This window comes from Streptomyces viridosporus (assembly GCF_002078235.1).
GTDB lineage: Bacteria > Actinomycetota > Actinomycetes > Streptomycetales > Streptomycetaceae > Streptomyces > Streptomyces viridosporus.
In genome coordinates, this window is the sequence record NZ_MSGP01000180.1 from 1 (window position 1) to 26,615 (window position 26,615).

The following is a 26,615-nucleotide window of genomic DNA, read 5'->3' on the forward strand; positions in this document are numbered from 1 at the left end:
GCCGCCGCCGCTCCGCCTCCTCCGTCCGCCGTGTGCGCACCGTGCTCCCCACCAGCCAGACCGCGACCAGAGCCAGACAGAACGCGAGATAGTCCGGAATCGCCTGTGGTGAGCCGAGGCGGTCCAGGACGACGGCCAGCACGGCGTAGCTCACACTCGCCACGACGGCCAGACCGTGGCGGAAGCGGATCTGATGAGCCCCGGCGGAGTACAGGGCCAGATACAGCCCCATACTCGCGAACGTCGTCGCGAAGCCCAGCGCCTGGTGCACGGCGAACGCGCCCGCGACGACGGCCAGACAGACTGCGGGCCACCTGCGGCGGACCGCCAGCGGCAGGGCTTGGGCCAGGACCAGCCCGACGCCCAGCACGTCCGCCGGCCGCTCGGGCAGATCGCCGATCTGCGCACCGAGGTTGGACAGGGTCGGCACGAAGGCCAGCAGGCTGAGCGTCAGGGCGAGGATGCCGTCCTTGAGGAGAGCGTCCCGCTCCTGCCACCGGTCGAGCGACGCCCGGAGCAGCGGAATGCTCCAAGTCGCCTGACGGGACATCACTTCAGTTTCCTCCAACTGGCCTGTCTCAACGGGACGCGCGTCGGCGGGCCTTGATGCCACCGTTCCGGTGGGCGCGGACGAGCATCGAGGCGGCGATGGCCACGCCCATGAGGACGGGCATGATCGATGCCTCCAGACCGAAGCTGCCACCGGTCAGGAGGGCGGAGCCATGGACGTCAACGGTGAACAGGCCCTCGGGGGCGTGTCCGGAGACCGGGATACCGAGCAACTGCTCCGTGGTGTTCCAGGCGAAGTGCAGACCTGCGACGAACCAGATGTTACGCCGCCACAAGAACGCGGCTCCGAGCAGGACGCCCGCCTCCAGAGCGATCGCCACTCCGCTCCATGCGTTCGCTCCCGGAGCGCCCAGGTGGGCGACACCGAAGAACAGCGAGGTGATCACGATGGCGGCCCGGCTGCCCCACAGCTGCTCAAGAGCCTGCAGGGCAAGACCGCGGAACAACAACTCCTCGGTGACCGCAGCGCCGATCTGCACCACGACCGCGGTCCAGACGACCGACATGAAGCCGTTGCCCGCCCAGGAGAACGCGTAGCCTCCGAACGCCGTGATCAGGAGGGCGGAGACGAGGATGAAGCCCAGGCCGATCCCGCCGCCCAGCAGCGCCTCCCGGCCGGCCCCGAGCCGGGCGATCTCCGGCGTGGAGCGTCGTGCGACACGGCGCATGACCAACCAGTACACGGCCACCGCGGCGGCCGCGCCCAGCACCGGTACCGGGCCGGGTCCGGTCGCCGTCAGGCCCGAGATCAGGCCGACACCGACCATCCCCGTCAGCATCCAGCCGAGCGGGGAACGCGCGATCCGACCGAAACGGCCGCCGCGTCCGTCGCGGTCCTTGTCCAGGCCGGAGCCTGTGTCGTGCTGTGTGGCGGACGTCGTGCCCATGGTGGCCCCCTGTACTGGTCGCCCCTGCGGCGACCTGACGACCACGCTAGGAAGCCGCCGACGTCCGCGAATCACCCGCGCATGGACAGCTCCTGTAGCTCTCACGGGGGATGCGCCACTTGCCCCCGCCCGCTCAGCCCGCTCCGCTACGGGACGCGGCCGAGGCACGAACAGGACCGGGCGCCGTAGGAGGGCCAGGACCCATGGCCGCCGCGGCGGCGAGATCGAGGTGGGAGTGCAGGTCCGGCTCCGACCGGCCGTAGGGGTTCACATGCGTCTAGGACAGTGGGGACAGTGGGGAAGAGCGCCCGCCGGTCCGCACCGGTGAGGCGGGTGGTCGCCGGGTGCCTCCGCCGCCCCCCGGCCCCCGCTCCCCCGGCACGGACCACGCTCCCGTCGTGGACCGGGAGGACGTGCCGGTCCTCCGGGACGCCCTCGCCCGCATGGCCGCCACGCAGGGGGCCACCGAGCGAGAAGCCGGAGCCGCGGGTGCCGGTGTCGGGGAGGGCGACGCCCCCAGCGCGCTTGCCCCGCGCCGGGCTGGGGGCCGGCGGATGACGTGCCGCTGGTGCTGCTCGACGAAGACGAGGACCGGTGACGACCGGGGGTTGCGGGGCTGACCCCGCGCTCCGTCACGGTCGGCGCGGCTCGTCCGATCGGCGGGCCGTACCGGCTTGGCAGAACACTCAGCCCGCCCGGGCGGCGGTGAGGTGGGCGTCCACGGCGGCGACACCGTCGACGCCCTGGCAGAGGCCCACCACCACCGGGACGAGTCGCGGTTCCGGGACACGCCCCCGAAGGGTGACGACCCCGTCCCGGACCTCGACCGCGACGGTGCCCTCGGCCAGGCCGAGGATGCCCCCCAGGACGTCCCGCTCGACCTCGCCGCGGATCTCGGCGTCGGAGCGGATGAAGGCGCCGAGCAGGTCGCTGCGGGTGACGATGCCGGTGAGGAGCCCGTCGTCGCCGACCACCGGCAACTGCTTGACGCGCCGCCTGCGGAGTTCCCGCGCGGCCCGGGGGATCGTCCAGTCGGCGCGGGCGGTGAAGACGGGACTGCTCATGAGCGCGCCCGCGGTCCGCGCCCGGGCCTTGCCCCAGGAGCGCTCGTCGCTCCCGTCCTGACCTTGCGGATCGGGCATGCCGGTCTCGTGCCGCAGCACGTCGGAGGCGGACACGACGCCGACGGGAGCGCCGTCCTCGTCGACGACCGGGGCCGCGACGATGTCGTTCGCGTCCAGCAGGGCGGCGACCTCCTGCAACGGTGTGTCGGGGCGGAGGGTGACGACCTCCCCGGTCATCACGTCACCGACCGTGCGGCGGTGCAGCATGGCATCGGCCTCCTCCGCTGTACGACGGGGCGGCCGCGGCCGGGCCGCCCGGGCGGACCACATCCGGCGCGCCGGCCTCCGCGCCCCGGCCGGCTCGTCCACGCCGTCTTCCCTCCCCATGACAGCACCGCGCCGCTCCGGCGGCCAGTGCCGTTCGGCCGGGCGGGGGGACCGGCGGCCCCATGGCCAGGAGGGCGGCCAGGAGGACGGCCGAGCGCGCGGTAGATGCCGGCGACGCCGGGCGCCCGGCCCTTGCGCTTGCGGAGGGGGTGATCAGGTCACCCCCTGACCGCTCACCCAGCGACATGGACCTGCGGGCTTCAGCCGCGCATCCGCGCCCCCTCCAGCAGCGAACTGGACCGGCTGGGATCGATGACCTGACGTTCCGGGCCCGCCGACCGTCGGATCGGCGGACCCGGTGATCGGTGACGGTCAGCCGATGCTCACCGGAGACGTCCGGGGGGGACGACGTCGGTGACGCGGCGGGTGGTCGTGGGGCGGGCGGCTTCTCGGGTGGCGAGCAGGGCGACGAGCAGGGCGGCCATCGTGTGCCGCCCACGACGGGTGTGGTGTGCGTGTCGCGCGGTCAAGAGCCGCGTGGGGTCACCAGGCCGGACTCGTAGGCGAGGACCACGAGTTGGGCGCGGTCCCGGGCGCGCAGCTTGGTCATGGCCCGGTTGACGTGGGTCTTCGCGGTCAGCGGGCTGATCACCATACGGTCCGCGATCTCGTCGTTGGACAGGCCCTGCGCGACCAGGGCGACGGCCTCGCGTTCGCGGCCGGTCAGCTCTTCCAGCCCGGCGCCGGTGCCGGTGGGGGGCGGCTGGGTGACGTACCGGTTGATCAGCTTGCGGGTGATCGAGGGGGCGAGCAGGGCGTCGCCCCGCGCGGCGACGCGCACGGCGTGCAGGAAGTCCTCCGGTACGACGTCCTTGACCAGGAACCCGGCGGCGCCGGCGCGCAGCGCGTCGAAGACGTGTTCGTCCAGGCCGTAGTTGGTGAGGATGACGACGTGCACCCCGGTCAGGGCCGGGTCCGCGGCGATGCGCCGGGTCACCTCGATGCCGTCGACGACCGGCATCCGGATGTCGACGAGCGCGACGTCGGGCAGGTGCTCCCGGGCGCGTTCCAGGCCCTCGCTGCCGTCGGCGGCCTCGGCCACCACCTCGATGTCGTCCTCCAGATCGAGGAGCGCGCGGAATCCGCTGCGGATGAGCGGCTGGTCGTCGACCAGCAGGACACGGATCACGACGCTCGCTCCAGGGGGAGTTCGGCCTGGACGGTGAAGCCGCCCCCGCCGCGCGGTTCCGCCCTCAGCCGGCCGCCGAGGGCGGTGACGCGTTCGCGCATCCCGAGCAGTCCGACGCCGGGTTCCGGCGCACCGGCCGGTGTGGCCCTGCCGTCGTCGTCGATGCGTAGCGCAAGGACGTCGGGGCGGCAGTGGATCCGGACCGTCGCCGTGGCGGCGTCCGCGTGGCGGGTGATGTTGGTCAGCGACTCCTGGACGATCCGGTAGACGGTCCGGCCCACTGCGGCCGGCACGTCGTGCCGCTGTCCCTCGATCGTCAGCGTCGCCTCCAGGCCGAGGTCGCGAGCCCGCTTCACCAGTTCCGGGACGTCGTCGAGTCCGCGCGGCGGGGCCGTGTCGTCGTCGCGCAGCGCCTGGAGGGTCGCGCGCAGCTCCCGGCTCGCCTCCCGCCCGGCCTCCTGGATCGCCAGCAGGGTCTCCGGCACCTGTTCGCCGCGCTTGCGCGCCACGTGGACGGCGACTTCGGCCTGCACCTTGATCACCGAGATCTGGTGGGTGAGCGCATCGTGCAGCTCCCGCGCGATGTGCAGCCGCTCCTCGTCGGCACGGCGCCGCGCGGTCTCCTCCCGGGTGCGCTCGGCCTCGTCCGCCCGCCGCTCGGCCTGCCGCAGCGCCTCCCCCGCGGCGCCGGCCGCGATCAGCCAGGCGATCTCGAGGGCGCCTCGGGCCCGCGCGAACGCTTCGCCCGTGTCGTGCAGGCCCGAGACCAGGGCGGCGAGCGGGAGCAGGGCCAGCACGGCCACGCTCGCCGCCACCGTGACGGTGCGGTGCCCCGCCCGCACGGCCGCGTACACCGCGAACAGGTACGCGACGGCGGGCACGTCGAGACCGACCGCCTGGTGGCCCACCGCGCACAGCCCGGTGACGCCCAGCACGGCGACCGGGGCTCTGCGGCGCACAGCCAGCGCCAGCCCGCCGGCCGTCAGCAGCACGTACCCGAGCACCTCGAGGTTCGTGGCGGAACGCTGCCCGGACAGGCCGGTGATCAGCAGTGCCGCCGCCACGCCGACAGCGATCCCCCAGTCCCCGGCACCGACTCGGACACCGGGCTCGCCCGCACTCATGCGCGCACCCTAGCTGGCCGCCTCCGCGGGCAACTCCCCCTCGCGGACGAGTGGCCGGCTACCGCACACGCGGTACTTCCGCGCTTCCTGCGCCCTCGGCGGTAGCCGCATGCGGCGTCGGCGGCAGGGCGAAGTGTCCGCGCCCGCCGGACGACCCGGAGCGGTCCGGCGGACATGCTCGAACAGCACCTGGTCACAGGGAGATTCACCGGGAGAAAAGGAGTCCTCCATGTCTGCCCGTCGCCTGCTTGCCGCCGCCGCGGCCGCCCTGCTCGGAGGCATCGCGTTCGCCGCACCGGCGGCCGCGCACCCCTCGCTCCAGCCGGTCGCCGCCGGTGCCTACGACTTCGGCCTCGGGCGACTCGGGGCCGCCACGGGCGCCCTGTTGGGGCTGGCCGGCGTGGTCGTCGCCGGACTGGCGCTGGCCCGCCCGGCCGGTCGTCTGGGCACCGCCAACGGATCACTCGGCGCCATGACGGCCATGGGGGCGGGGCTGATCGGCATGACCCTCGGCGGGTTGGTCGCGGCCACCGCCGACGGTGGTCTCGGCACCGGCAACGGGCTGGGCGGGGCCTACGTGGCCCTCCTGGTCGGGCTGATCGGCACCGCCCTCGGCGGGCTGGCGCTGGCCCGCTCCCGCCGCACCGGCCCACGCCGCGCCCGGGACGTCCCCGGCCGGTGACCGGCCAGGGGCGTCCGCGTGATCACGCGGTTCCGTGCGAGAGGGCGTTCGGTGCGGAGCTCGGCCGGACGTGTCGGCGGGGAGCGCGTCGGCCACGGCACCACCGGGTTCCAGGTCTGGACCACACCGCCGTCATGCCCCACCATGGCGCTGTCATGACAAGTGGAGGCAGCGGCCGGGGTGGTGACCGTGCGCGGTTCATGGAGCACGAGGGTTCTGTCGCTCATCGTCCTGATGGTGCTGTCGGTGCCCGTTCCCGCGGTCGCGTTCCCACCCCCGAGCACCGCCCGTGCGCAGGCCGCGTCCGCCGCCGACTGGACGGCGCCGCTCAGCACGAGGGGCCGCTGGATCGTCGACGCGGACGGTGACCGATTCCAACTGCGCTCCGGCAACTGGCACGGGGCCAGCGGCACGTGGAACGGCACCGGCAGCGCGGAAGAGGACCGCAACCACCACGCGGGGGAGAACTCCCACCGGATACCGCTCGGCCTCGACCGCGCCCCCATGGCCGAGATCATCGCCGGTTTCCGGGAGATCGGGATCAACAGCATCCGTCTGCCCTTCTCCAACGAAATGATCCACGACCCCCGCCCCGTCACGGACGGCGCCGTCGCCGCCAACCCCGCCCTCAAGGGGAAGACACCCCTGCAGGTCTACGACGCCGTCGTGCGTGAACTCACCGACTCGGGCCTCGCGGTGATCCTCAACAACCACACCAACACGACCCGCTGGTGCTGCGGGGTCGACGGCAACGAACGGTGGAACGCGAGCCAGTCCACCGAGACCTGGGAGAACGACTGGCTGTTCATGGCCCGCCGCTACCGGAACAACGATCGCGTCGTGGGCGCGGACCTCTACAACGAGGTCCGCCGCACCGTCTGGGACGACCCCAACTGGGGCCTGGGCGACCACCACGACTGGTTCGCCGCCTCCCAGCGCGTCGGCGACCGCATCCTGACGGAGGCCGACAGCGACCTCCTCATCATCGTCGAGGGCATCAACTGGACCGGCATCCCGGTCGACGGCTTCGCGCACGGACGCCCCACCCTCGAGCCCGTACGCCGCCTCTCGCACACCCTCGTCGCCTCCGGCAAGCTCGTGTACTCCGCCCACTTCTACGGCTACACCGGCCCGAACCACAGCGGCGCGACCGGGATCGGCGAAACCTCCGACCCCCGCTACCAGGACCTCTCCCCCGCCGAACTGATCGACGTGCTGAACCGCCAGGCCTTCTTCGCCGCCGCCGAACCGGACCGGCACTTCACCGCCCCCGTCTGGATCAGCGAGTTCGGTGTCGGCGGCCGTGAGGAAACGGGTGCCGCCCAGCGCGCCTGGTTCGAGAACTTCGTCGACCATCTGATCCGCACCGACGCCGACTTCGCTTACTGGCCGCTCGTGGGCTGGCACGACAACCGACGAGGCAACGGCTGGGCCCTGCTGCACTGGGACGCCGCAGGCCGCCGCATGGGGCTCTACGACGGCGACGACTGGCGAGCCGGCGCGTGGAGGCGACTCGTCGGGGCCACCGGCCGCACCGGACACGTCGCCCCCGTGGCCGACTGGTCGATGCTCAGCCCCGACCACGGCGACTTCGTCGCCTCACTGCGGATGCGCGCGTTGCCCGACTGGGACCCGGGCGCGCGCAAGGCCGCCTGCCCCGACGGGCAGCGCCTCGTGGGCCTGAGCCACACCGGCAACCGTGGCCTGTGCTCCGACGTGAGTGCGGGCCCTCTGGGGGACCCGCAGGGTGGACACGAAGTGGTCAAGGACGAGCGGCACGTCACGCCGGGCCGTGACTGGGCATCCGGTTACACCAAACTCCAGTGCCCCGAGGGCCGCTTCCTCACCGGCTACAGCGTGCGCGGGGCCGCTGTCTCGGCCGCCCTGTGCGCGAAGGCCTCACCCGGCGCGATCACCGCCACGAGCGGCCGTACGGTCTGGTTCGACCGGAGCGACAACCGGGGCACCCTGCCCAAGGGCGGCGACTTCGCGACCGGCCACTACAAGGGCCAGTGCGCGGACGACGAATACGCCGCCGGTATCGCCTACACCGGCCGCATCGGCTCCTCACGAACCCCCGACGCCCTGTACTGCCGCAAGCTCGACTGACGTGCATCGTTGATCGTTCCGGGTTCGGCGGGGACTCCGGAGTGCTCGGAGTTCGGTCGGACGACCCGAAGCGGGAGGCGACCGGCACCGTGCCGTCCGGCGGAGGCGAGGTCGCCCCCGGGATCGACGCGTCAGTGCCCGGCCACCGGCCCCGCCCTCACCGGAAAGGCAGGGGCGGGGCCGGTGGGCGGCTCCGCTACCGGGCCGCCAGCTCGGTCAGCAGGGCCTTGTACTCGTCCGGGTACTGCTCCCGCAGGATGTCCATCCACACCCGGGCTCCCTGGACGAACGTCCCGGGCTCCATCTTCTGGTGGAGATGACGCACGCAGTAGAAGGCGTCGTCGTAGGGGAGCCGCTTCGGCTGCTTGGGCTGCGCCGCTTCCGCGTTCGCCGCCCCGGACTGCCCTGCGCCGGCGCGCGGTTCCGGGATGGACTCGGGGATCTGCTCGCGCTCGGCGGACGGCGGCACCGTGCTGGGCCTGACCGGAGGGGCCGGCGGAGCGGCCGGGACGGCAGGCGCCTCCGGGATTATCACGCCGTGATAGTCGGCGGGGCCCGCCGAACGCTCGACGACCTCCTGCGGCCGGGCCTCCGCCTTCCTGCGGGCCGCTTCCGCCCGTTCGTCCGCCTTGGCCTTCTGCTCCTCGGGGGACAGCTTGCCGAGGTTGCGGACGTGCTCCACCTTCCGCACCCCGGTCACCAGGTCCTTCTGGAGCTCGGGGGTGAGCTTCAGCAGGGACAGCTTGCTGGAGATGGTGTTCTGCGGGATGCCCAGCCGTTTGGCCGCCTTGGTCTGGGAGCCGTAGTAGTCGACCAGGGTCTTGAGGGCGTGGGCCTCCTCCAGGTCCGTCATGTCGTCGCGGTGGTAGTTCGCGACGAACGCGGCCTCGAGGAGGGACTCGTCGGTGGCGACCCGTCCGTTGTCGACGCGGACCGGGATGGTGGCCATGCCCACGCGGCGAGCGGCCTCGAGGCGGCGGTGGCCGTCGACGACGATGTACTGCGCTCCGTCGTCGAGGTCGTCGGCGCGGTCCGGCCGGTTGCGCAGGTAGGCGTCGACCGTGGCCACGGCGATGGGGATGATGATGCCGACCTCGCGGACGGACTGCACCGTCTCGTCGAGGTTGCGCAGGTGGTTGCGCGGGTTGTCGGGGTTGTCGCTGATGAGGGTGACCGGCAGCTCGGTGATGGCCGCCGCGGTCGCCTCCTCGCCGGCGATGGTCTTGTCGATGAGGTTCCGTCGGGAGGACCGGGCGCCGCGGGCCGCGCCGAACGCGGGTGCCGCTCCCAGGGTGTCTGCCTTGCTCAACGGGTGGCTCCCCTCGCTACCTGCCGCATGGCTTCCGCCTGGTCACTGTGGGGCGCGTAGGTCAGCAGCGGCATCCGCTTGCGGACCGCTTCGCGCTGTTCCTTCAGATCGCCGATGACGGCGAGGACCTTCGGGTCGCCGAGCGACTTCCAGTTCTCCAGGGACGAGGTGGCGACGTAACCGCGGCGGGAGTCGTACAGGTTGACGACCAGGCCGAGGTAGTCGATCTCGAGGGAGAGGTCCTCGCAGAGGTCCTCGATCTGCTGGGCGAGCATGCCGTAGGCGGTGGCGGAGGAGTCCTCGGCGAGTACGGGGATGATGACCCCGGAGACGCCGGCGGCCTCACCACGGCGTCGGCGCCCGTAGTAGAGGGCGGCGTCCATGGCGATGCCGAGGCTGGGCGGGCAGTCGACGATGATGACGTCGTAGTCGGCTTCCAGGGGGCGCAGGGCCAGCTCGAGCGCGGCCTCCTTCTGGAAGCCGCGCTTCTGCGTCGCCACGACGGCGATCTTCGCGTCGAGGAGGAAACCGTCGAAGCAGGCGGGCAGGACGTGCAGGCGCTTCTCGAACCGCGGATCGTCTATCACCACGACGAGGTCGCGCAGGTCTCCCCCGCCCTCACCGCACATGTGGGAGACCAGGCTGTCGTGGTTGGGTTCGATCTGGGGGACTCCGAGCTGTTCGCTGAGGTGCCCCTGGGGGTCGAAGTCGACGACGAGGACGCGCTTGCCCGCCTCGGCGTAGGCCTCGCCGATGCCGGCGGAGATGGCGGTCTTGCCGACGCCGCCCTTCTGGTTGCCGACGATCTTCCGTTCGGGATCGGTGCCGCGGGCGCCGTGCTGGGGGGAGGGGTTCGCGTCGAGCCAGTCACGGATCGACTGGGCTAGGCCCTGGGTGTAGGAGACGCCGCGGTCGGTACAGGTCTCCTTGAACTGCTCGTACAGCCCGGGCGGAAGCCACGTGGAGAACGACCTCGCACCGGCGGTGTCCACTTCCGTGCCACCGCCCGTGCCGCCGCGCCAGTCGTTGATGGCCGCCTCGACGGCGTCCTGGATGTCCAGGCTGAGTTCGGCGGCGCGGACCTTGAGTGCTTGTTGGAGCGCCGAGGGCAGCTTGGACGCTACCTTTTCCCGGTCTCCGTCAGGGTAAGGGGAAGCCATGACGTCAGCATACTGACTTCAGAAGGCATAACGACACCCGCTTTGCAAGTTCTGACGCAGTTTCACCCGATGGGCGTCCTCCCCGGGTTATCACGCCGTGATAGTTGCCGCCCGGCACGGCTGCGCCCGTGAGAACGGACTCCGGCGCCCCGTGCATGAAGGGGACATGGAGTCAGCCCATGGACAGCAGCCCATGGTTCATGGCCGGTGCCCCAGCGATCCCGCGCCACACGCCGGCGTCGGCACTTCGGTCCTCACCACCGGCGCTGACGCTCCACGTCGTGGTGGTGCTCCCGCCCTCTGGGCGGACGGAAAAACACGTTGGTCGGCCGCTGCCGAGCTGCGACGATGCCCCCGTTTCCCAACGGAGGATATTTGTTCGTCTTCGTGTGCGCGGGGTGCGGTGCCGAGCTGACCGCTCCGCTGTCCCAGGTCGCCCTGCCGGTCCACGCCCACCAGAAGTACGGGAACGGGATTCAGCTTCCGGTGCTCATGGAGCCGGGCACGTTCGCCGTGGAACCGGAGCCCTGGGGGCCGCCGTGGCGGAAGGGTGAGGAGATCGATCCGGACGAGGCGGCGGCCCGTGGCATCCACGCGCCGGTCCACGCCCTGTCCTACGGCGCATCCGGCGCGGTCGTCATCGCCCCCGGAGACACTCGCGGCACCCTGCTGCTCCCGGAGGAACACAGCGGCTCCTGCTGCGGCCTCGACGGGTCCGACGGCCCCAACATGGCCTGCGAGGCATGCGGTCTGCCCGTGGCGACCAGGATCGACGACTGTTCGCTCTGGCAGGCGGTGTGGCTCGCCCCCGACGCCGTGCGCCGCCACCGCGTCGACGGTGCCGAGACCGCACCACTTTCCTGGGCGGAGCTGATGGAGGAAGGGAAGAGCACGCCTCCGTTCGAGCCGATCGCCACGTGGGGAGGGCGGCTGGGGTTGGACCACTACTGGTCATGGAGCCCGCAGTGGGAGGCGGCGGCCGGCCGGGCACTCGCCCACCTGCTGGCGGCCTCGGCGGGCCGGCCCGTGACCGTCCCGGACGGCCTGACCGCGGAGGTCTTCCGACGAGCCCTCGACACTCTGCTGCCCGCGGGCCCGCCGGCACGACGTGCCGCCCTGGTCGGACCGGGACGGCACGCGCCCGACACGAACGCCGACGTCGACATTCTCCTGGTACCGGTTCACCCGCAGACGGGGGAGAGCTGGGCCCCGGCCGGGGCCACCCCGGCCTACCTGGTGCCGCTGCCGTTCGGAGTGTGGCTGCAGCTGGCCTTCCCCGAACCGCACCTGCCCGCCCCCGCGTCGGGCGTCATGCCCGACGACGTCCTCCGCGACGACCCGCCCGCGCCGCGCTCCCCTTACCTGTTCCGGGCCGACCCGGAAGTGTTCCGGCACACCCTGGTCCGACTGCCGGCCGCCCGCAGCCCGTGGCTGCGCGAGATCCTCGAGAACCTCACGCCGTACCTGCGCGCCGGCCTCTTCTAGCGGCTCGGCGTTCAGGCGGAAGCAGTCGACGAACTCGTCGAAAGCGGCTCGTGGCGGGGGCGGTGTCTCCGCGCTCGCGAACTTCAAGTCGGTGAGCAGGACGAACACGGCCTGGTACAGGACAGGCTGCTCGGTCGCGAATTCCAGATGGGGCGCGCGATCGGACAGCGCCGAACAGCGGCGCCTCTCGGGGCGGTGAACTTCTGCTGCCGTTCCCCTAGGCCGAGGGGCAGAGGGGCAAGAAAGGCTGCTGAGTGATGCCGGGGCCGGATTATCACGCCGTGATAAGTGCTGGAGCCTTCTCGTCTCGAGCGAGCCGTGGCCGACGCGAAGCCGCCTCCGGGCACGTCAAAGGCTGCTCTGCGAAGTCCGTCCGGCAGGAACGGAGTCGTTACGCGGCAGGCGCCACGGTGTCGGCCGTTCGGCTCGGAGGCACCAGCATGACGTCGGCGTCAGGATCTTCTGTGGTGCCGGTACGAGTGAGACGGTAAGCTGTCCTCCGAAACCTAGACACATTGAGGCCCCCGCTTCGGCGGGGGCCTCAATGTTGTGCCGGTCGTGTCACGGGCGGGACGGCCTCCGCCGCGAGCGGTCGCGGGCCGTCGAGAGGCTCAGCACCTCCGCGGTCCCCTCGTCGGCGGTCCTGGGCGGCTTCGGGCGGCCGGGCGAACTCCTGCGGCCCAGGCGCTTCTCCTTCTTCTCCTGCTCGGCCTGGGCGACGGCGGCGTCGTACCGTTCCTGGTAGTCGTCGACGTCGAGACGGTCCGCGGGATCGAGCGCCCCGATGGCCTCCAGGTGCTCGGTGACGCTGCGCGCGCCGCTGATCATCGGGTTGAGGAAGTAGATGCCCTTGGCCTGGCGGAACACCAGCTTGGCCAGGATCAGGGCCTGCAGGCCCCGTCCGACCATGGAGCGGTGCACGTCCAGGGCTTCGGCCAGCTCCTCCTCGGTGACCAGGCAACGCCCTCCCGGCTCCTGGGTCCCCAGGAGCCGGAAAAGCACCCGGTAGGCGATGCCCGGCATCGCGGGCATGTACGCGAAGCCGTTGAAGGTGCCGTACGTCAGCTCCGGCGGCTCCGGGTTCGCAGACGCTGCAGTCCTCATCCTCACTCCTCCGGCTTCTTCTCCGTGCGCTTACGCTTGCGCGTCCTTGCCGACGGCCGGGGCAGTTTCGCACCCGGAAGGGCCATGCCCCTGAATTCTTCTGGAACGTCGGGGTCGAGCACGAGCTCGTTGAGCAGGCTCAGCTGTTCCACCTGGACCTTGACTCTCTTGGCAACCGCCCCGCGGACGGGTTTCTCCACCACTCGGTAGCCCCCGCGGAGGGTCACCGCGGGCTGGAGCTGGATCGACCCCTTCTTCGGAGAATAGGCCAGCCCCAGCTTCTTCAGCTTGGACTGGGCCCGCGACACCTGGGCGGGATCCATCTCCAGCTCGGCGGCGATCTCGGTCTGCTTGAGCTCGACCGCGCCTCCGACTTCCTGACTTCCCATCATGTAGAGCAGTACGCACAGGGTCACGTTGTCGTCCCTGAAGTACCTGGCGGCCCAGCGCAGGAACTCCAGGCTGTCCTGGGCGAAGTACTTGCCGACGAAGTCACCTGCGGTGACCGGGGGCTTGACCTCTGCGCTGTGGCCGACGGGCAGCTCGACGAGGTTCTTCCTCGGACCGAGCGTTCCGGCATACGGGCTGCGGGGGCTCGGTGCCCGGGGTGGGGACGAGCCGGGGACCCGGCGAGGATCCCCTTGTTGAGGCTGTGCTGGCATGGCCCTACGCGCTCCTCAAGATCGAAACCTAGACGCGGAGCACAGTAGTGATTGCGCATATAGATAGCAACGACGCGACCTATCTGCGCGTTGAGCGTGTCGAACATGACCTGGGAGTCATGTTCGCGACCATTCTGACACCTGTCGCGGGATTGCGCAGATAGGTCGCAATGGATACGGGGCACCTTGACTTCAGTGGCAACTTTCTCAAGCCGAAAATGACGTGGGAGTCATGTTCTGAGGCCTTGTCAGCCCCTCTGACCTGCGGTGATGCAACCCGCTCTATTATCTATAAGTGCGGGACCGTCTCGGTGACGGCCATGGGGCGGATGCCCGGAGTCATGTGCGGGACGTCATCAACGACGCTGGTGAAGGCCGGTGGTACCAGGGGCCTTCGCCGGCCCCTGGACCCCGCTGCCCCCGGCACTCCTCGACGCGCACCCGTATCGTCGTGGCGCACACCGTTCGCGTCGAGGAGCACCGGGGTTGTGGTCTCCGTGGAGCCCTCCCTCTCGGCCGTGGGGTGCTGAGCGGTCCGCTTGTCACCCGCGGCATCACCTTCCCGGGCAGGCAGCAACGGAAGGGACCCTCCGCGCTCGGGGAGTGCGCCACGACATCCGGCAGCAGGCAGGGGTGATCTCCTTCCGTCCTCTGTCGGCTCCGGGGCATCGGCAAGTCCGCATCTTTGAAGTGGTGAACCCTGAGCGTGCGTTCCTAGCGTGCTGGTCGGCACAGCCGGTCGTGCGTGCCGTCCGTATCCGGAGCCACCGAAGGAGCGCTCGTGGATCACAAACCTGGAATGCATGACATGGGTAGCTCCGTGTCCGCCGTGGACACCGCGGGCGCCGTGCTCTTCATCGGACTGACCGTGGTGATGTGGGCGGCAGTAGCCGTGCTCGCCTACGCGAACCGAGGGCCGGTACGGCCATGGCTGTACCGGACGGCGGTGGCGCTGATCGGTGTGGGAGTCGTCGGGCAGATCGGCCACTTCCAGGAGCACATCGCACAAGCGATCTACTGGATAGCCAACCCGTACTCCGAAGCATGGATGACTCCCTGGGCGAACAGTTTCGCCAGGGGAATGGGTCAGGTCGACACGACCAAGCCGTCGCTGGGGATGGAACTGCTCCACCTCACGGGCAACCTCATCTTCCTCGCCGGTCTGGTCGGCATCATGCAGATCACCCGGAGGGTCAGCAGCCAATTGAAAGCGCGGAAGTGGGCCCGGATGGGTGTGTGGATGCAGGGCATCCACGGCGTGGAGCACCTCGTCCTGACCCTGTCCGTGGCGCTGGGAGCCAGTCGGGCCATCGGTCTGTCCACCTGGTTCGGCGCGATCGAACCGGGCGTCGCGCTGACCACGTACCGGGTCTGGTGGCACTTCGTCGCCAACCTCGTCGGGACGGCCATCCTGGGGCTCGCGATCTTCCACCTGTGGAAGGAGAAGCGCAGCGTCAGGGCGGCCTACCACCCGGAGGCGGACGGCGATGTCCTGCCGCTCCCCGGTGAGGGAAACCTCGGGGACGTGCCGCGAGAGCCCGTTCTGGTCGGCGGGGAGCGGTCGACGACAGCGGCAACGAGGCAGTGACGACGTCGTAGTCACTTTGTCCGTGCCGGTCCGGAAGCTGCCGACGACGTGCCCGCGGCCTCCACACGGCACCGCCAGCACAGGCCGTAGGGGGCCGTTCGGGAGCAGGTTCCGCCCCGGCCGCGGCAGCGGTCCACCACGACGGGTCCCGCCGCCTCCGATGGTGTCCGGGCCGGGAGGCCCGGATGCCGTTCGCCGCGCCGGGGGCGGTGCTGCCGGTCATCGCCGGCACGGCTCGGCGGGGCCTGCGGAGACGGGGGCGGGGCGGGGGCGAGCTCCTCGTTCCGCGGCGGGACGCGTCGGTCCGCCGCCGCCTCCCGGCAGGCGCGGCAGCGCCTGCCGGACGACCAGAGGGTGCCCGTCTCGCAGTCTGGGTCGGCGCAGCCCCAGCGGGGCAGCGCCACACCCAGCAGCCAGCGTCCGGGATCGCGGATGTCCTCGACGGCGGTCCCGGCGAGCCGCTGCGTGAGGCGGCTGTGCAGGCGTTCGACACTCATGCCGTCATCGAGTTGCCGGGCGACCTCCCGCCCCAGGCGCCGTTGCACATAGGTGTTCACGTGCTCGAGCAGGAAGCGCACGGGTTCCAGCACCGCGTGGAGCCGGGGACTGAAGGTCAGGTGCGGGCCCGTGTAGGGACGGCCCGTCCGGCCGCCACCGGTGCGGGCGGGGGAGGGTTCTGCGCCCTCCGCGCGCAGCGCGAGACCGCCGCGGCCCGGCGCCGGCCGCGGGGTGACCGAAACGGATGCCTCCTCATCCACCTGTCTTTCGCTCTCCACCGGTCTTTCGCCTACGGCGGGTGAGATGGGGGCGGCCTCGTCATCGGGTCGGTCAGTTCTCCGGTCTTCCTTGTACGCGAGCGATCCTTCATCAGCCCGGACACCTGATCGGTCATCAAGGAAGGCGGTGGACACCGTCATTCCCTTCGCGCGGCTCGCGCGGCCGGGGACGGAACGGCCGTCGTGGACCTTGAACAGGTGCCGTCCGTGCTCGCCGGCCCGGTGGTGGACGGTGATCCAGCCCGACGCGTCGAGTTCGTCGACGATACGGGTGACGGCGCCCGTGGTGAGCGGCAGACCGGCCCGGCGTCCCGAGTGGTGGCGGAGGACCTCGGCGAGCACGCGGGAGGTCAGCGGGTGCTTCTGGGCGACGGCGTGGGTGATCACGGCGAAGGCCCGCAGCAGGCGCGGGCGGAGACACTCGCTGGCGGTCACCGGCAGCCAGACGAATCGTTCCGTCGGAGCCATCGGCCTGACCCTTCTCCGGGCCGTCGTTCCGTATCCGCCCGGGAGGGATCTGCGCCGGCTCTCCGGTAACTCCACGATGCCGTCGTGACCGGCCACGCGGAGCTGGGCCAGGCCGCGCTGCACGGTCGACTCGGACAGCCGCAGGTACGAGGCGAGCGTGGCGATTCCGGCGGTGCATCCTTCGGGTCGCTGTGCCAGCGCCTTGACTTTCACGTAGACGCTGAGAGCGGCGTCCGAGTAGTGGGGCGACTCCACCAGCCGCATGGGAACCTTGACCCGCTGCCGCACGTGCGTGCCGGGGGGCGGCAGGGCGCCGCCGGACACCGGGGGCCGGCCGGGGCCGCCTGGTGCGGAAAGTTGCCCAAAAGGGCGCGTGGGCGCGGATGAGGACGGGAAAGGCTGGCCAAGGGCGGAGCTTTGCTCCATGATGAAAGCGTCTCCTGGTGAGGGGGCATGACGAAGCCGTCGGCACGGCTTCGAGGTTCGGTCGGAACCGATGAGGGCCCGGTGGAGTGGCATCCCAAGGGCCTTCGTCCGCCGCCACCGTCGGACAACCGGCTCGACGGACGGCATGACACATGGCTGTGAGCCCAGTGGTGGCACACTGGGTCCAGCCCTTGATCTCTTTCGGGAACTCCCGGTGGCGCCGAAGCGGCGCGGGGAGTGGCGCAGAACCCGCGAACGGCCCGCCCGGAGGCGGGCCGTTGCTCGTTACGGCGCCGTGTCGACCATCTCGGTCGTCGCGGAGAAGGCGAGCCCTTCTCCCTGGAGCGCGTTGACCCGTACGGTGCGGCGTCCGTCGTGCGCCGGTGCGGTCTCGGCGATCGACTCGGCCTCGATCCAGCAGGGTTCGTCGAACTCGACGTACTTCTTGAACGTCGCGTCCATCGACGCCGGCATCACGCCGGTCGGGAACGGCTGCAGGGCGTGCCCCGCCTGGCGCACCGACTCCAGGAGCAGCATTCCGGGCACGTGGTCGACGGGGTGGTCGAAGAGCACCGGGTGCGTGGTGTCGACGCGCAGCTGCCAGCGTTGCCGCTGCGGTGTGGGCGACAGGACGATGTCCCGCAGCCGGTGGCGGTTCACCGCGGTCCGCTCGACCGGCGGGGTCGGCATCGGCGCGTTCACGAAGGCACCGTCGCCGGCCCGTCCCGCCCGCAGCCGTCGGTAGACGGCGGGGGTGTGGCAGCCGAAGTGCGTGTGCGCCACGGCGAGAGTCGTGCCGTCGCGCACCGCCTCGATGTGCATGGACATCGAGGCGGGCAGCGAGCGGATGGTGCGGACGTCCGAGCACGTCACGTGCAGTTCGAGCTCGGCCGGATTCCGCTCGAGCCGCATCGCGTCCGGGTTGACCGAGTACTGGAAGCGGGACCAGCTCAACTGGTGTCCCAGGGGGACGTCGTAGGCGACGTGGGTCAGCAGGGGGAACGTCTGGCGCACGGTCTCGCAGAGCAGCAGCGGATCGTAGAGACCGTTCTCGCACTCGTAGAAGCTGTGGCTGCGCGGCCACTGGGCGCTCACGGTGAACGAGGCGGATCCCGCCTTCGTCCATCCCGTGAGGAACACTTCCGCCAGGGCTGCCCGGTGTACGTACTCCTTGGCGACGGTGGTGGTCAGGAGCGGTCTCGCAGCAGGGTTCTCCGCAGTGATGAGCATGACTGTCCCCCCGGAAGACGCGTGAGTGGGCGCCCCCTGCCTACCGGCCGAAGGCGTTGACCTGTAAAATAGGGGCGTTCGTTTTTTTTGTCGAGAGTGATCGAGGCACAGAAATGGCTGAGCCGAAGCAGGAACGGGCCGTGAGGACCCGGGAAACGATCCTGTACGCGGCCGCGGAGATCTTCGACGAGTGCGGCTACAGCGGAGCCAGCATCAGCAAGATCATGGAACGTGCCCAGGTGACCCAGGGCGGGATGTACTTCCACTTCAAGTCCAAGAGAAGCCTGGCACAGGCCGTGCTGGCCCATCAGCAGGACTTCGTGCACTTCTCCGGAGAGGCCGTCGGACTGCAGAAGCTGGTCGACCTCAGCTTCTTCCTCGCCCGCGAGCTCCAGAACAACGCGATGTTCCGGGCCAGTGTGCGACTCGCCGTCGAACAGGGCGAGTTCGGGGGGCACGACGACACGGCGTACCAGGAGTGGGTGAACGAGTTCCGCGCCCTGCTGCACGAGGCCCGCAAGCGGGGGGAGTTGCTGGCCGACGTCGACGAGACCGAGTTCGCCAACGTTCTCGTCGGTGCCTACAGCGGCATCCAGGTGTTCTCCAACATCTCCACCGGACGCGCCGACCTGCCGGAACGCATCGTCTCGATGTGGCGTTACCTGCTGCCCGCCGTCGCCACCCCGCAGGCCAGGGCGAAGATCTCGTTCCCGGCGGACGTCCAGCGGCTGGCCGCATGAGACCGTTACGCGTGGTGCTGACCGGCGCCACCGGATTCATCGGCTCGGCGGTGCTCCGCGCACTCGCCGGGCACCGAGGGCCGGAGGCTGCGGGCGAGGGGCGACGGCTGCTCGTCCGGGCGGTCGGCAGACGCCGGCCGGAGGGCGCCGGACCGGACGACGAGTGGGCCCGGGCGGACCTGGCGCGGCCCCGGACGCTGCGCGGCGTGTGCGAGGACGCCGATGTGCTCCTCCACATGGCCGCCGCCATCGGCCCGGACGAGTCCGAGTGCGCCGCGGTCAACGTCGACGGGACGGCCGCCCTGATGCGGGAGGCGGCCCGGGCCGGCGTGAGCCGGATCGTGCACCTGTCGACGGCGGCGGTGTACGGCCCCGGCCCGCACCGGGGGACCGGGGTGGACGAGGTCGCCCCCGCACCCGTCTCCCCGGCCAGCCGCACCCGGCTGGCCGGGGAGACGTACGCCCTGGCCGCGGGCGCGACCGTCCTGCGCCCGGGGCTGGTGCTCGGACGGGGGGACCGCTGGGTGGTGCCGCTGCTGGCCCAGTGCCTGCGCGCCGTTCCCGCGATGTGGGACGGCGGACGGGGCCGGGTGTCCGTCGTGGCCGTGAACGACCTGGCGCGGCTCGTCGCCCGCCTCGGAGTCGTCCCCGGAGCGGGGTGCGGTCGCGGCATCTGGCACGCGAGCCATCCCCGGCCGGTGCGCGTGGGCGAACTGCTGCGCACGCTGTCGCGGCACGACGTGCTGCCGTCCGTGACGGCGGACCTGCCCTGGGAGGAGTGCCTGCAGCGGCTGAGAGCCGCGCGGATCCCCGTGAGCGAGCGCCAGTTCGCGCTGGTCGCCACCGATCACTGGTACCGGAGCAGCGAGGTCTGGCACGTCGCCGGATGTGCCGTGGAGCCGTCGCCGCTGACGTGGGTGGACGACGCCGCTCCGTGGTACCGGTCGGTGGTGGCCGCCCGGTCGGGCGGCTGAGGGCGTTACGCGGTAGGTCCGGGGGCCGTGCACCGCAGGTCCGGTGACGGTGCTTCGGTGGCCGTGGGCTGCTGCGGGTGCTGCGGGCCGACGGGGTCGGCCGACACCCCGGTGAGGACGAGCTTCCAGATGAGCTGCAGCCGCGCGACGGCGTTCCCGAACTCCGACTCGTCCGCGACCCTGCCGCGCAGGTACACCTCCGCACTGTCGGTCAGGTGCTCCACCAGCGTCACCACGTCGGCGGACCGGGCACTCTCCCGCAACTGCCCCGCCGCGTACGCCTCGTCGAGGAGCCGGTGCACGATCGGCAGCCAGGCGTGCGACCAGGAAACCGGACCGGGGCGTTCCCTGCCCAACCGGACGGCGGCGCGGACCGGGGGCTCCTCCTCCATCAGCCGGGCCAGTTCGAGGGTGAGGTCGACCACCCGGCACAGCGCCGGGCGGTCCTCGAGGGGCAGGGCGTCCAGGGCGGCCAGCGTCAAGGACCGCCCCTCCGCCTGCACCGCGTCGGCCAGTTCCTGCTTGGTCCGGAAGTGGAAGGTCAGCGCCCCGACCGACATGCCGGCCAACCGGCTGATCCGGGACAGCGACGTGCCGTCGTAGCCGGCGCGGGCGAACTCCGCGGAGGCCGCCGTGACCACGGCCGCACGGGTCCGCAGGGCCCTTTCCTGCTTCACCATGTCGTCTCCTCGCTCCCGCGCCCGGGGGCGGGCCGCGGGCGGAACCTCGGCGGTCCCGCTTGTGTCGGTGGCCTCCCCCGTACGGCCGGCCTTCGTGCCGGTCCGCGGTCCGGGGAGACGGGGGAGCCCGAAGGGCGAACTTCCCGGTCACAGCGCGGAAGACCGGCCAACTTGGCGAAGTACATGCGTCAACTCCCCTGAGTCGAGAAAAAAAGAGGTTGTTCGCTATTATTTTAGCGCGGTCGGCAGCCGCGGACCGATCCAGGGGAGGGAACTTGCCATGGCTGGACGAGCGTTGACGTATGGGAGCACCTCGATACCGGTCTTCACCGAACAGGTCTTCGAGGGCCTGCCGCGCGCCGACCAGCGCCGGTGGGCCCACGCCTATGTGCAGGGGCTCCTCACCACGCCGGGCAAGAAAACGGTCCGCCGGCTCGCCGCGACGATCTCGGCCTCGCCCGCCACCTCCCAGTCGCTCCACCAGTTCGTCAACGCCAGTCCCTGGGACTGGAATCCGGTCCGGGCGGAGCTGTGCAGATGGGTGGAGCGGCAGGCGGCGCCCCGGGCCTGGGTGGTCGACCAGGCCGTACTGCGCAAGCGGGGGGAGCACTCCTGCGGAGTGCACCGCCGTTTCATCCCCTCCACCGGGCGGTCGGTCACCTGCCAGGTCGGCGTCGGCGCCTTCCTCGCCTCGGCGGGCGCGGCCGTGCCGGTCGACTGGCGCCTGCTCCTGCCGGGCTCCTGGGCCAAGGACCCCGAACGCCGCCGGCGCGCCCGCATCCCGGCCGACGCCGGACTGCGCACCGCGGAGCAGCACGCCCTCGACCTGATCGACTCCCTCGCCGAAAGCGCCGGGACCGCTCCTCTTCCGGTGGTCTGCAGCCTGGACCCGGCCGCCGGTTTCGGTGTCCGGACCCTGCTGCACGGGCTTGCCCTGCGCGGACGCGACTTCGTCGTCCCGGTGCCCGGCAACCTGCACGTGATGGTCGGCCGCCACCTGCGGACGCAGCGTGCGCACGGCGGTGACGGCCACGGCCTGGTCCTCGCGGCGAGCAGTCTCCTGGGGGAGGGCGGCGGCATGCCGGCCCGTACCGAGACGGTGGCCGTCCGGGACGGTGACGGCCGGCACACGACGGTCGTCACCGGCTTCGTGCGCCTGCCGGGGCAGGGCTCCACGGGCGCCCACGCCCACCGCACCTACCGGCTGCTGGCCGTCCGGTCCGACGGCGAACGCCGCCCGGCCCGGCTCTGGCTCACCAGCCTCACCCACGCCCGCACGGAGTCCGTGCTCGCGCTCGCGCAGCTGCTGCCGCAGGCGGAACAAGCCGTGCGCGAGATGAAGGACGGCTTCGGGCTGCTCGACTTCGAGGGCCGGTCCTACCCGGGCTGGCACCACCACATGACGCTCGTCTCGGCCGCCTACGCCTACGACCGGCTCACCCGGCCGGCGGCCCCCATGGTGCCCGAACGCCGCCTCCTGGCCGCGGTGTGAACGCCGCGGCCCGCCCCCGGAACCGCCGGACGGCCCTCCCTATCGGTGTGATCAGATGCTGAAACATACGTATGAAGGGCAGGACTGCAACCTCGCCCGGACGCTCGAGGTGATCGGGGAGCGGTGGACGCTTTTGATCATCCGTACGGCGCTGCTCGGGACCAGCCGCTTCGAAGGCTTCCTGGAGAACCTCGACATCGCCAGGAACGTCCTGACCAACCGTCTGACCCGGCTGGTCGAGCACGGTGTCATGGAGCGGGTCCCCTACCAGGACAAGCCCGTCCGGCACGAGTACCGGCTCACCCCGGCGGGCAGGGACCTCACCTGCGCCGTCCTCGCCCTGATGCAGTGGGGCGACCGCAACCTGCCGCACGACCTGGGACCGCCCCGCCGCGCGGACCACGTCGGCTGCGAGAGCCCCGTCCGCGCGGAGCTGCGCTGCGCGCAGTGCGGCCGGGCGGTGCACGACGAGGAGGTCCAGGTGCGCCGCATCCGCTGAACGCGGTGGAGGGCACGGCCGAAGATGCCCCGTGCGGGCCGAACCGCCCACGATGACTCACCGGCCGCCGGAGGAGCGGCTCGTGGGGAGGAGGCACGCACATGCCCGTACTGGGAACCCTGCGCAGGCTGGTCATGGCGCCGTCACTGGAGGAAGTGAGCTTCTCCGGCCGGGGCTTCACGGTGCCGGACGACGAGCGCGCACGGAGACTGGAAGCCGTTCCGCAGGCCGTCGTCACCGGCTTCGAATGGGGCGTCGAGGACCGCGACCTCGCGACCACCGAACGCCGCCTGAGCCTGGTCGACCCCGAGCACCGGGGGTTCGCCTACGAGGGCGCCACCATGGCCTGCGCCATCCGCGACGCGATGGGCCGGCCCGGCCACCGCACCCGCGACCTGCTCACCGGCGGCGGCAAGCCGCACATCTTCCTGAACTACATCGGCATCGGTTTCGCCATGGCCAAGCTGCCGCGACCGCTGTGGAAGAAGATCGTCCCCGACCTGTCCGGGGCCGAGTACTACCCGGCGATGAGCTGGCTGTGCGTCGACGGATACGGCTTCGACCGCGCCTACTTCGACACCGGGACCTGGGTGACCCGTCAGCGGCTGGACGACCCGTACGACTGGGACGGCCACCCCTCCTACTGGCGCCGTGCCTTCGACCAGGGGGTCGGACGAGCCCTGTGGTTCATCCACGGCGGCCACGCCCGGCACGTCGCCGCGGCCGTCCGGGCGTTCGCCGGCGACCGGCAGGCGGACCTGTGGAGCGGCGTCGGCCTCGCCGCGACCTTCGCCGGCGGGAGCACCCCGGCGGAGCTGGCCCTGCTGCGCCGGGAGTCGGGCCCCGACCTCGGGCACCTGGCGCAGGGGTCGGTGTTCGCCGCCAAGGCCCGCCACCACGCGGGGTTCGTCCCCGGGCACACCGAGGCGGCCGTCGAGGCGTTCACCGGACTGTCCGCCCGGGCCGCCGCCCGGCTCGCCGACGACAGCGCCCCGGCCGTCGTCCGCAGCGCCGGCGCACCCGCCTACGAGGTCTGGCGCACACAGGTGCGCGAACGACTCGCCGCCGTCCCCTCCGTTGAGCACGTATGAAGTAGACGCACCGTCCCGCCCCCTGGCTCAATTTGATTTGCTGGCGAAATTCCAGAGATCTGAGAGGGGCAGGTCATTACCGTGGCCACTGGGTTCGGAACTTTACGGCGCAGACTGTTCACACCTCCCGTTTCGGAAACGACCATGGAGGTGCGCGGATTTCATGTGAAGAACGCGGAGGCCAAGGCGCGGCTGGAGAGGATCGGCGAGATTTTCCTCCAGGGCTACGCCTGCGCGATGGAGGCGGCCTCGGCCGACGAGACCGAGGAGATGCTGGAAGCCGTCCCCCGGGACGTGCGGGGCTTCGCGTACGAGGGCGCGGGCATGGGCGCCGTGATCCACGACGCCCTCCCGGGCCACAGCGGCCGCCTGGCCGGCCTGCTGGCCGGCCGCGGCCGGCACCACGACTACATGATCCACGTCGGCATCGGCTGGGCGATGGCACGTCTGCCCAAGCCGCTGTGGCCCGACATCGCCGCCACCGACCCCTTGCTGCGCTGGCTCGCCCTGGACGGCTACGGCTTCCACCAGGCGTACTTCAAGACGGGCTCCTACGTCCGCACGCCCGAGGTCCGGCACCCCTTCCGCTGGGGCGGCGGGCACAACCACTACACGGCGAACGCCATCGACCAGGGCATCGGCCGGGCCCTGTGGTTCGTCGGAGGCACCGACCCCGAGGTCGTCGCCGACCTGATCCGCGCCTACCCCGAGCACCGCCACGGCGACCTGTACGCGGGCGCCGGGCTCGCCTGCACCTACGCGGGCGGGGCGGACGAGGACGAGTTGCGGAGCTTCGCCGAGGGGGCCGGCGAGCACCGCTGGGCGCTCGCGCAGGGCTCCGCGTTCGCCGTCGAGGCCCGCGTCAAGGCGGACACCGTCATCGAGCACACCCACCTCGCGGCCCGCGTCGTGTGCGGCACGACGGCCGAGCGGGCCGCACGCGTGTGCCGGGCCCTCAGGCCCCGCACGGCCGATCCGCGGGCCGCTTCTCCGGCCTACGAGACATGGCGGCGCGACATCGCCGCCGAACTCGCCTCTCTTTCGCTGCTCCGGAAAGGTGCCGACCAGTGACGGTCACGAAGAACTGGATGCGCAGAAACTCGCCGGGAATCGTCGCCCTCGCTCTGATGGTGGGGACTTTTTACGTGGTGCAGCTTCCCGAGTCGTCGGCGTCCGAGGTCGACGAAATAGCGGAGAAATTCGCGTTCGAGAAGCTGTCCATATCCATGCCGGGCGGTTTCGAGAAACAGGAGGTCCGGAAGGTCAACAAGGCCTACCAGCACATCGAGGCGTGGATCTCCTCGGTCGGCGCGGGCATCGCCCTCAACGACCTCGACGGCGACGGGCTGCCGAACGACCTGTGCGTCAGCGACCCGCGCATCGACCAGGCGGTGGTCACTCCCGCACCGACGCGGAAGGACGCCTACGCGGCCTTCGCGCTCGACCCGGCGCCGCTCGGCGTCAGCACGACGATGGCGCCGATGGGCTGCATGCCCGGCGACTACAACGAGGACGGCGCGATGGACCTCCTCGTCTACTACTGGGGCCGCACCCCCGTCATCTTCGTCAACGAGGGCGTCGAGGGCGCGCCGCTGACGGCGGACTCCTTCCGGCCCACCGAACTGCTGCCCGGCAAGCCCGGCAAGAAGTACACCGGTCCGCTGTGGAACTCCAACACCGCCGCCGTCGCCGACTTCGACGGTGACGGCCACGACGACATCTTCATCGGGAACTACTTCCCCGACAGCCCCGTCCTGGACCCCTCCAAGGACGGCGGCGTCACCATGAACGACTCCCTCTCGCACGCCCAGAACGGCGGCGGCGGTCACTTCTTCCGCTGGACGGAGGACGGGTACGAGAAGACCGACGGCTCCGTCCCGCAGGGACTGGACAAGGGCTGGTCGCTCGGCGCCTCGGCCGCCGACCTCGACGGCGACCGGCTGCCGGAGCTGTACCTCGCCCACGACTTCGGCACCTCGGCCCTGTTGCACAACGTCTCCCGCCCCGGTGAGATCGAGTTCCGCGAGGTCAAGTCCGATCACTCCGGTCTCGTCCCCAAGTCCAAGGAGCTGGGCCGCAGTTCGTTCAAGGGCATGGGCGTCGACTTCGGCGACCTGAACCACGACGGCCTGTACGACCTGTTCGTCAGCAACATCACGACGTCGTTCGGCATCCAGGAGTCCAACTTCGCCTTCGTCAACCGGGCCGACAGCAAGGCCGAGCTGCGGGGCCGCTTCCTGGAGGGCGAGGCGCCCTACGAGGACAGGTCCTCCTCCCTCGGGCTCGCCTGGTCCGGCTGGGGCTGGGACGTGAAGATGGGCGACTTCGACAACGACGGGAACCTGGAGATCACCCAGGCCCTCGGCTTCGTCAAGGGCAAGCACAACCGCTGGCCGCAGCTGCAGGAGCTGGCCACCGCCAACGACGCCCTGGTCGCCAACCCGCAGTGGTGGCCCAAGGTCCAGGTCGGCGACGATCTGGCCGGCAGCCAGCGGATGCGGTTCTTCGCCCTGGACGAGAAGACCGGCCGGTACGCCAATCTGTCCCAGCGGCTCGGCATCGGCGAGCCCGTCCCGACCCGCGGCATCGCCACCGCCGACGTGGACGGCGACGGCCGCCTCGACATGGCCGTCGCCCGGCAGTGGGGCGAGCCGGCCTTCTTCCGCAACGTCAGCGAGAACCCCGGTTCCTCCCTGCAGCTGACCCTGACCCACCCCGACGGAGCCCCCGTGGTGGGCGCCGAGGTCTGTGTCGAACTGCCCGACGGCACCAAGCGCATCGCCCGCCTCGACGGCGGAGGCGGCCACTCCGGCAAGCGCAGCACCGACGTGCACATCGGCCTGGGCCAGGGCGTCCGGGGACCGCTGCCCACCGTGCTGACCTGGCGTGACCGCAGCGGCGACGTCCATGAGCAGAAGCTGCGGATGGAGCCCGGCCGGCACGGCTTCGAGCTCGGCATCCAGGCCAAGGAGAAGTGAT

General features: G+C 71.3%; 23 protein-coding genes. 11 read left to right on the plus strand and 12 right to left on the minus strand.

Going from position 1 to position 26,615, the window contains the following annotated elements:
- The 5 genes from B7L92_RS13650 to B7L92_RS13675 all read right to left on the minus strand — a co-directional run.
- Positions 1-550, minus strand: a 550-nt coding sequence (locus tag B7L92_RS13650) for a DUF7134 domain-containing protein (protein ID WP_438363992.1), incomplete at its 3' end; no start/stop codon positions are given.
- A gap of 28 nt (positions 551-578) precedes the next feature.
- Positions 579-1,457 (minus strand): CPBP family intramembrane glutamic endopeptidase, encoded by an 879-nt coding sequence (locus tag B7L92_RS13655; RefSeq protein ID WP_081237671.1) that lies wholly within the window; start codon positions 1,455-1,457, stop codon positions 579-581.
- Positions 1,458-2,143: 686 nt separating this feature from the next.
- The gene (locus tag B7L92_RS13665; protein WP_081237673.1) at positions 2,144-2,788 is read right to left on the minus strand and encodes a CBS domain-containing protein; all 645 of its coding nucleotides are present in this window, start codon (positions 2,786-2,788) and stop codon (positions 2,144-2,146) included.
- Positions 2,789-3,374: 586 nt separating this feature from the next.
- Complete coding sequence (locus B7L92_RS13670) at positions 3,375-4,037, minus strand: response regulator (protein WP_081237674.1); 663 nt, start codon at positions 4,035-4,037, stop codon at positions 3,375-3,377.
- Entirely contained in the window at positions 4,034-5,161 is a 1,128-nt protein-coding gene (locus B7L92_RS13675) for a sensor histidine kinase (protein WP_081237675.1), read from the minus strand. The genes B7L92_RS13670 and B7L92_RS13675 overlap by 4 nt, the downstream gene beginning before the upstream one ends.
- 229 nt (positions 5,162-5,390) lie before the next feature.
- Here B7L92_RS13675 and B7L92_RS13680 point away from each other — a divergent pair, with 229 nt between their 5' ends.
- Positions 5,391-5,843, plus strand: a complete 453-nt coding sequence (locus tag B7L92_RS13680; protein ID WP_081237676.1) for a DUF6223 family protein — start codon at positions 5,391-5,393, stop codon at positions 5,841-5,843.
- A 234-nt stretch (positions 5,844-6,077) separates the two neighbouring features.
- Positions 6,078-7,952: a glycoside hydrolase family 5 protein gene (locus B7L92_RS13685; protein ID WP_174703959.1), complete on the plus strand. Its 1,875-nt coding sequence runs from the start codon at positions 6,078-6,080 to the stop codon at positions 7,950-7,952.
- A 196-nt stretch (positions 7,953-8,148) separates the two neighbouring features.
- Here B7L92_RS13685 and B7L92_RS13690 read toward each other — a convergent pair whose 3' ends face one another.
- Together B7L92_RS13690 and B7L92_RS13695 are read right to left on the minus strand one after the other, a co-directional pair.
- On the minus strand, positions 8,149-9,261 hold the full coding sequence (locus B7L92_RS13690) for a ParB/RepB/Spo0J family partition protein (RefSeq protein WP_081237678.1): 1,113 nt from the start codon (positions 9,259-9,261) through the stop codon (positions 8,149-8,151).
- Positions 9,258-10,421 (minus strand): ParA family protein, encoded by a 1,164-nt coding sequence (locus tag B7L92_RS13695; protein WP_081237679.1) that lies wholly within the window; start codon positions 10,419-10,421, stop codon positions 9,258-9,260. Before B7L92_RS13695 ends, B7L92_RS13690 begins: the two co-directional genes overlap by 4 nt.
- A gap of 375 nt (positions 10,422-10,796) precedes the next feature.
- On the opposite strand from B7L92_RS13695, the gene B7L92_RS13700 reads away from it, so the two are divergent.
- Complete coding sequence (locus tag B7L92_RS13700) at positions 10,797-11,906, plus strand: hypothetical protein (protein WP_081237680.1); 1,110 nt, start codon at positions 10,797-10,799, stop codon at positions 11,904-11,906.
- Positions 11,907-12,467: 561 nt separating this feature from the next.
- On the opposite strand, the gene B7L92_RS13710 is transcribed toward B7L92_RS13700, so the two are convergent.
- Entirely contained in the window at positions 12,468-13,010 is a 543-nt protein-coding gene (locus B7L92_RS13710) for a hypothetical protein (protein WP_081237681.1), read from the minus strand.
- 2 nt (positions 13,011-13,012) lie between these two features.
- Positions 13,013-13,672, minus strand: a complete 660-nt coding sequence (locus B7L92_RS13715) for a hypothetical protein (RefSeq protein WP_081237682.1) — start codon at positions 13,670-13,672, stop codon at positions 13,013-13,015.
- Positions 13,673-14,480: 808 nt separating this feature from the next.
- On the opposite strand from B7L92_RS13715, the gene B7L92_RS13720 reads away from it, so the two are divergent.
- Positions 14,481-15,260, plus strand: coding sequence for a DUF6008 family protein (locus B7L92_RS13720; RefSeq protein WP_255310937.1), 780 nt, complete (start codon positions 14,481-14,483; stop codon positions 15,258-15,260).
- Between the two features lie 11 nt (positions 15,261-15,271).
- Here the strand turns inward: B7L92_RS13720 and B7L92_RS13725 are convergent, their stop codons facing one another.
- Both B7L92_RS13725 and B7L92_RS13730 read right to left on the minus strand, forming a co-directional pair.
- On the minus strand, positions 15,272-16,768 hold the full coding sequence (locus B7L92_RS13725; RefSeq protein ID WP_081237683.1) for a hypothetical protein: 1,497 nt from the start codon (positions 16,766-16,768) through the stop codon (positions 15,272-15,274).
- A 447-nt stretch (positions 16,769-17,215) separates the two neighbouring features.
- Positions 17,216-18,160: a ScbA/BarX family gamma-butyrolactone biosynthesis protein gene (locus B7L92_RS13730; RefSeq protein WP_081237684.1), complete on the minus strand. Its 945-nt coding sequence runs from the start codon at positions 18,158-18,160 to the stop codon at positions 17,216-17,218.
- Between the two features lie 140 nt (positions 18,161-18,300).
- On the opposite strand from B7L92_RS13730, the gene B7L92_RS13735 reads away from it, so the two are divergent.
- Positions 18,301-18,900 carry a ScbR family autoregulator-binding transcription factor gene (locus B7L92_RS13735; RefSeq protein WP_368656249.1) on the plus strand — a complete coding sequence of 200 codons (600 nt, stop codon included), beginning with the start codon at positions 18,301-18,303 and terminating at the stop codon, positions 18,898-18,900.
- Positions 18,897-19,874 carry an NAD-dependent epimerase/dehydratase family protein gene (locus tag B7L92_RS13740; protein ID WP_081237686.1) on the plus strand — a complete coding sequence of 326 codons (978 nt, stop codon included), beginning with the start codon at positions 18,897-18,899 and terminating at the stop codon, positions 19,872-19,874. The genes B7L92_RS13735 and B7L92_RS13740 overlap by 4 nt, the downstream gene beginning before the upstream one ends.
- 5 nt (positions 19,875-19,879) lie before the next feature.
- Here B7L92_RS13740 and B7L92_RS13745 read toward each other — a convergent pair whose 3' ends face one another.
- Entirely contained in the window at positions 19,880-20,554 is a 675-nt protein-coding gene (locus B7L92_RS13745; protein ID WP_081237687.1) for a TetR family transcriptional regulator, read from the minus strand.
- Between the two features lie 280 nt (positions 20,555-20,834).
- Here B7L92_RS13745 and B7L92_RS13750 point away from each other — a divergent pair, with 280 nt between their 5' ends.
- From B7L92_RS13750 to B7L92_RS13770, 5 genes are all read left to right on the plus strand, one after another.
- Positions 20,835-22,046: an IS701 family transposase gene (locus tag B7L92_RS13750; RefSeq protein ID WP_081237688.1), complete on the plus strand. Its 1,212-nt coding sequence runs from the start codon at positions 20,835-20,837 to the stop codon at positions 22,044-22,046.
- Positions 22,047-22,101: 55 nt separating this feature from the next.
- Positions 22,102-22,545 carry a winged helix-turn-helix transcriptional regulator gene (locus tag B7L92_RS13755; RefSeq protein ID WP_081237689.1) on the plus strand — a complete coding sequence of 148 codons (444 nt, stop codon included), beginning with the start codon at positions 22,102-22,104 and terminating at the stop codon, positions 22,543-22,545.
- Between the two features lie 101 nt (positions 22,546-22,646).
- On the plus strand, positions 22,647-23,636 hold the full coding sequence (locus B7L92_RS13760; protein ID WP_081237690.1) for a DUF1702 family protein: 990 nt from the start codon (positions 22,647-22,649) through the stop codon (positions 23,634-23,636).
- A gap of 81 nt (positions 23,637-23,717) precedes the next feature.
- Complete coding sequence (locus tag B7L92_RS13765; RefSeq protein ID WP_081237691.1) at positions 23,718-24,707, plus strand: DUF1702 family protein; 990 nt, start codon at positions 23,718-23,720, stop codon at positions 24,705-24,707.
- A 56-nt stretch (positions 24,708-24,763) separates the two neighbouring features.
- The gene (locus B7L92_RS13770; RefSeq protein ID WP_081237697.1) at positions 24,764-26,614 is read left to right on the plus strand and encodes a CRTAC1 family protein; all 1,851 of its coding nucleotides are present in this window, start codon (positions 24,764-24,766) and stop codon (positions 26,612-26,614) included.
- Position 26,615 lies beyond the last annotated feature (1 nt).

What these genes read in the sequence shown, in the direction of transcription:
- B7L92_RS13655 (WP_081237671.1), bottom strand. Translation starts at nt 1,457, where the DNA reads ATGGGCACGACGTCCGCCACACAGCACGACACAGGCTCCGGCCTGGAC.
- B7L92_RS13665 (WP_081237673.1), bottom strand. Translation starts at nt 2,788, where the DNA reads ATGCTGCACCGCCGCACGGTCGGTGACGTGATGACCGGGGAGGTCGTC.
- B7L92_RS13675 (WP_081237675.1), bottom strand. Translation starts at nt 5,161, where the DNA reads ATGAGTGCGGGCGAGCCCGGTGTCCGAGTCGGTGCCGGGGACTGGGGG.
- B7L92_RS13680 (WP_081237676.1), top strand. Translation starts at nt 5,391, where the DNA reads ATGTCTGCCCGTCGCCTGCTTGCCGCCGCCGCGGCCGCCCTGCTCGGA.
- B7L92_RS13685 (WP_174703959.1), top strand. Translation starts at nt 6,078, where the DNA reads ATGGTGCTGTCGGTGCCCGTTCCCGCGGTCGCGTTCCCACCCCCGAGC.
- B7L92_RS13695 (WP_081237679.1), bottom strand. Translation starts at nt 10,421, where the DNA reads ATGGCTTCCCCTTACCCTGACGGAGACCGGGAAAAGGTAGCGTCCAAG.
- B7L92_RS13710 (WP_081237681.1), bottom strand. Translation starts at nt 13,010, where the DNA reads ATGAGGACTGCAGCGTCTGCGAACCCGGAGCCGCCGGAGCTGACGTAC.
- B7L92_RS13715 (WP_081237682.1), bottom strand. Translation starts at nt 13,672, where the DNA reads ATGCCAGCACAGCCTCAACAAGGGGATCCTCGCCGGGTCCCCGGCTCG.
- B7L92_RS13720 (WP_255310937.1), top strand. Translation starts at nt 14,481, where the DNA reads ATGGGTAGCTCCGTGTCCGCCGTGGACACCGCGGGCGCCGTGCTCTTC.
- B7L92_RS13725 (WP_081237683.1), bottom strand. Translation starts at nt 16,768, where the DNA reads ATGCGGCTGGTGGAGTCGCCCCACTACTCGGACGCCGCTCTCAGCGTC.
- B7L92_RS13730 (WP_081237684.1), bottom strand. Translation starts at nt 18,160, where the DNA reads ATGCTCATCACTGCGGAGAACCCTGCTGCGAGACCGCTCCTGACCACC.
- B7L92_RS13740 (WP_081237686.1), top strand. Translation starts at nt 18,897, where the DNA reads ATGAGACCGTTACGCGTGGTGCTGACCGGCGCCACCGGATTCATCGGC.
- B7L92_RS13745 (WP_081237687.1), bottom strand. Translation starts at nt 20,554, where the DNA reads ATGGTGAAGCAGGAAAGGGCCCTGCGGACCCGTGCGGCCGTGGTCACG.
- B7L92_RS13750 (WP_081237688.1), top strand. Translation starts at nt 20,835, where the DNA reads ATGGCTGGACGAGCGTTGACGTATGGGAGCACCTCGATACCGGTCTTC.
- B7L92_RS13755 (WP_081237689.1), top strand. Translation starts at nt 22,102, where the DNA reads ATGCTGAAACATACGTATGAAGGGCAGGACTGCAACCTCGCCCGGACG.
- B7L92_RS13760 (WP_081237690.1), top strand. Translation starts at nt 22,647, where the DNA reads ATGCCCGTACTGGGAACCCTGCGCAGGCTGGTCATGGCGCCGTCACTG.
- B7L92_RS13770 (WP_081237697.1), top strand. Translation starts at nt 24,764, where the DNA reads ATGGTGGGGACTTTTTACGTGGTGCAGCTTCCCGAGTCGTCGGCGTCC.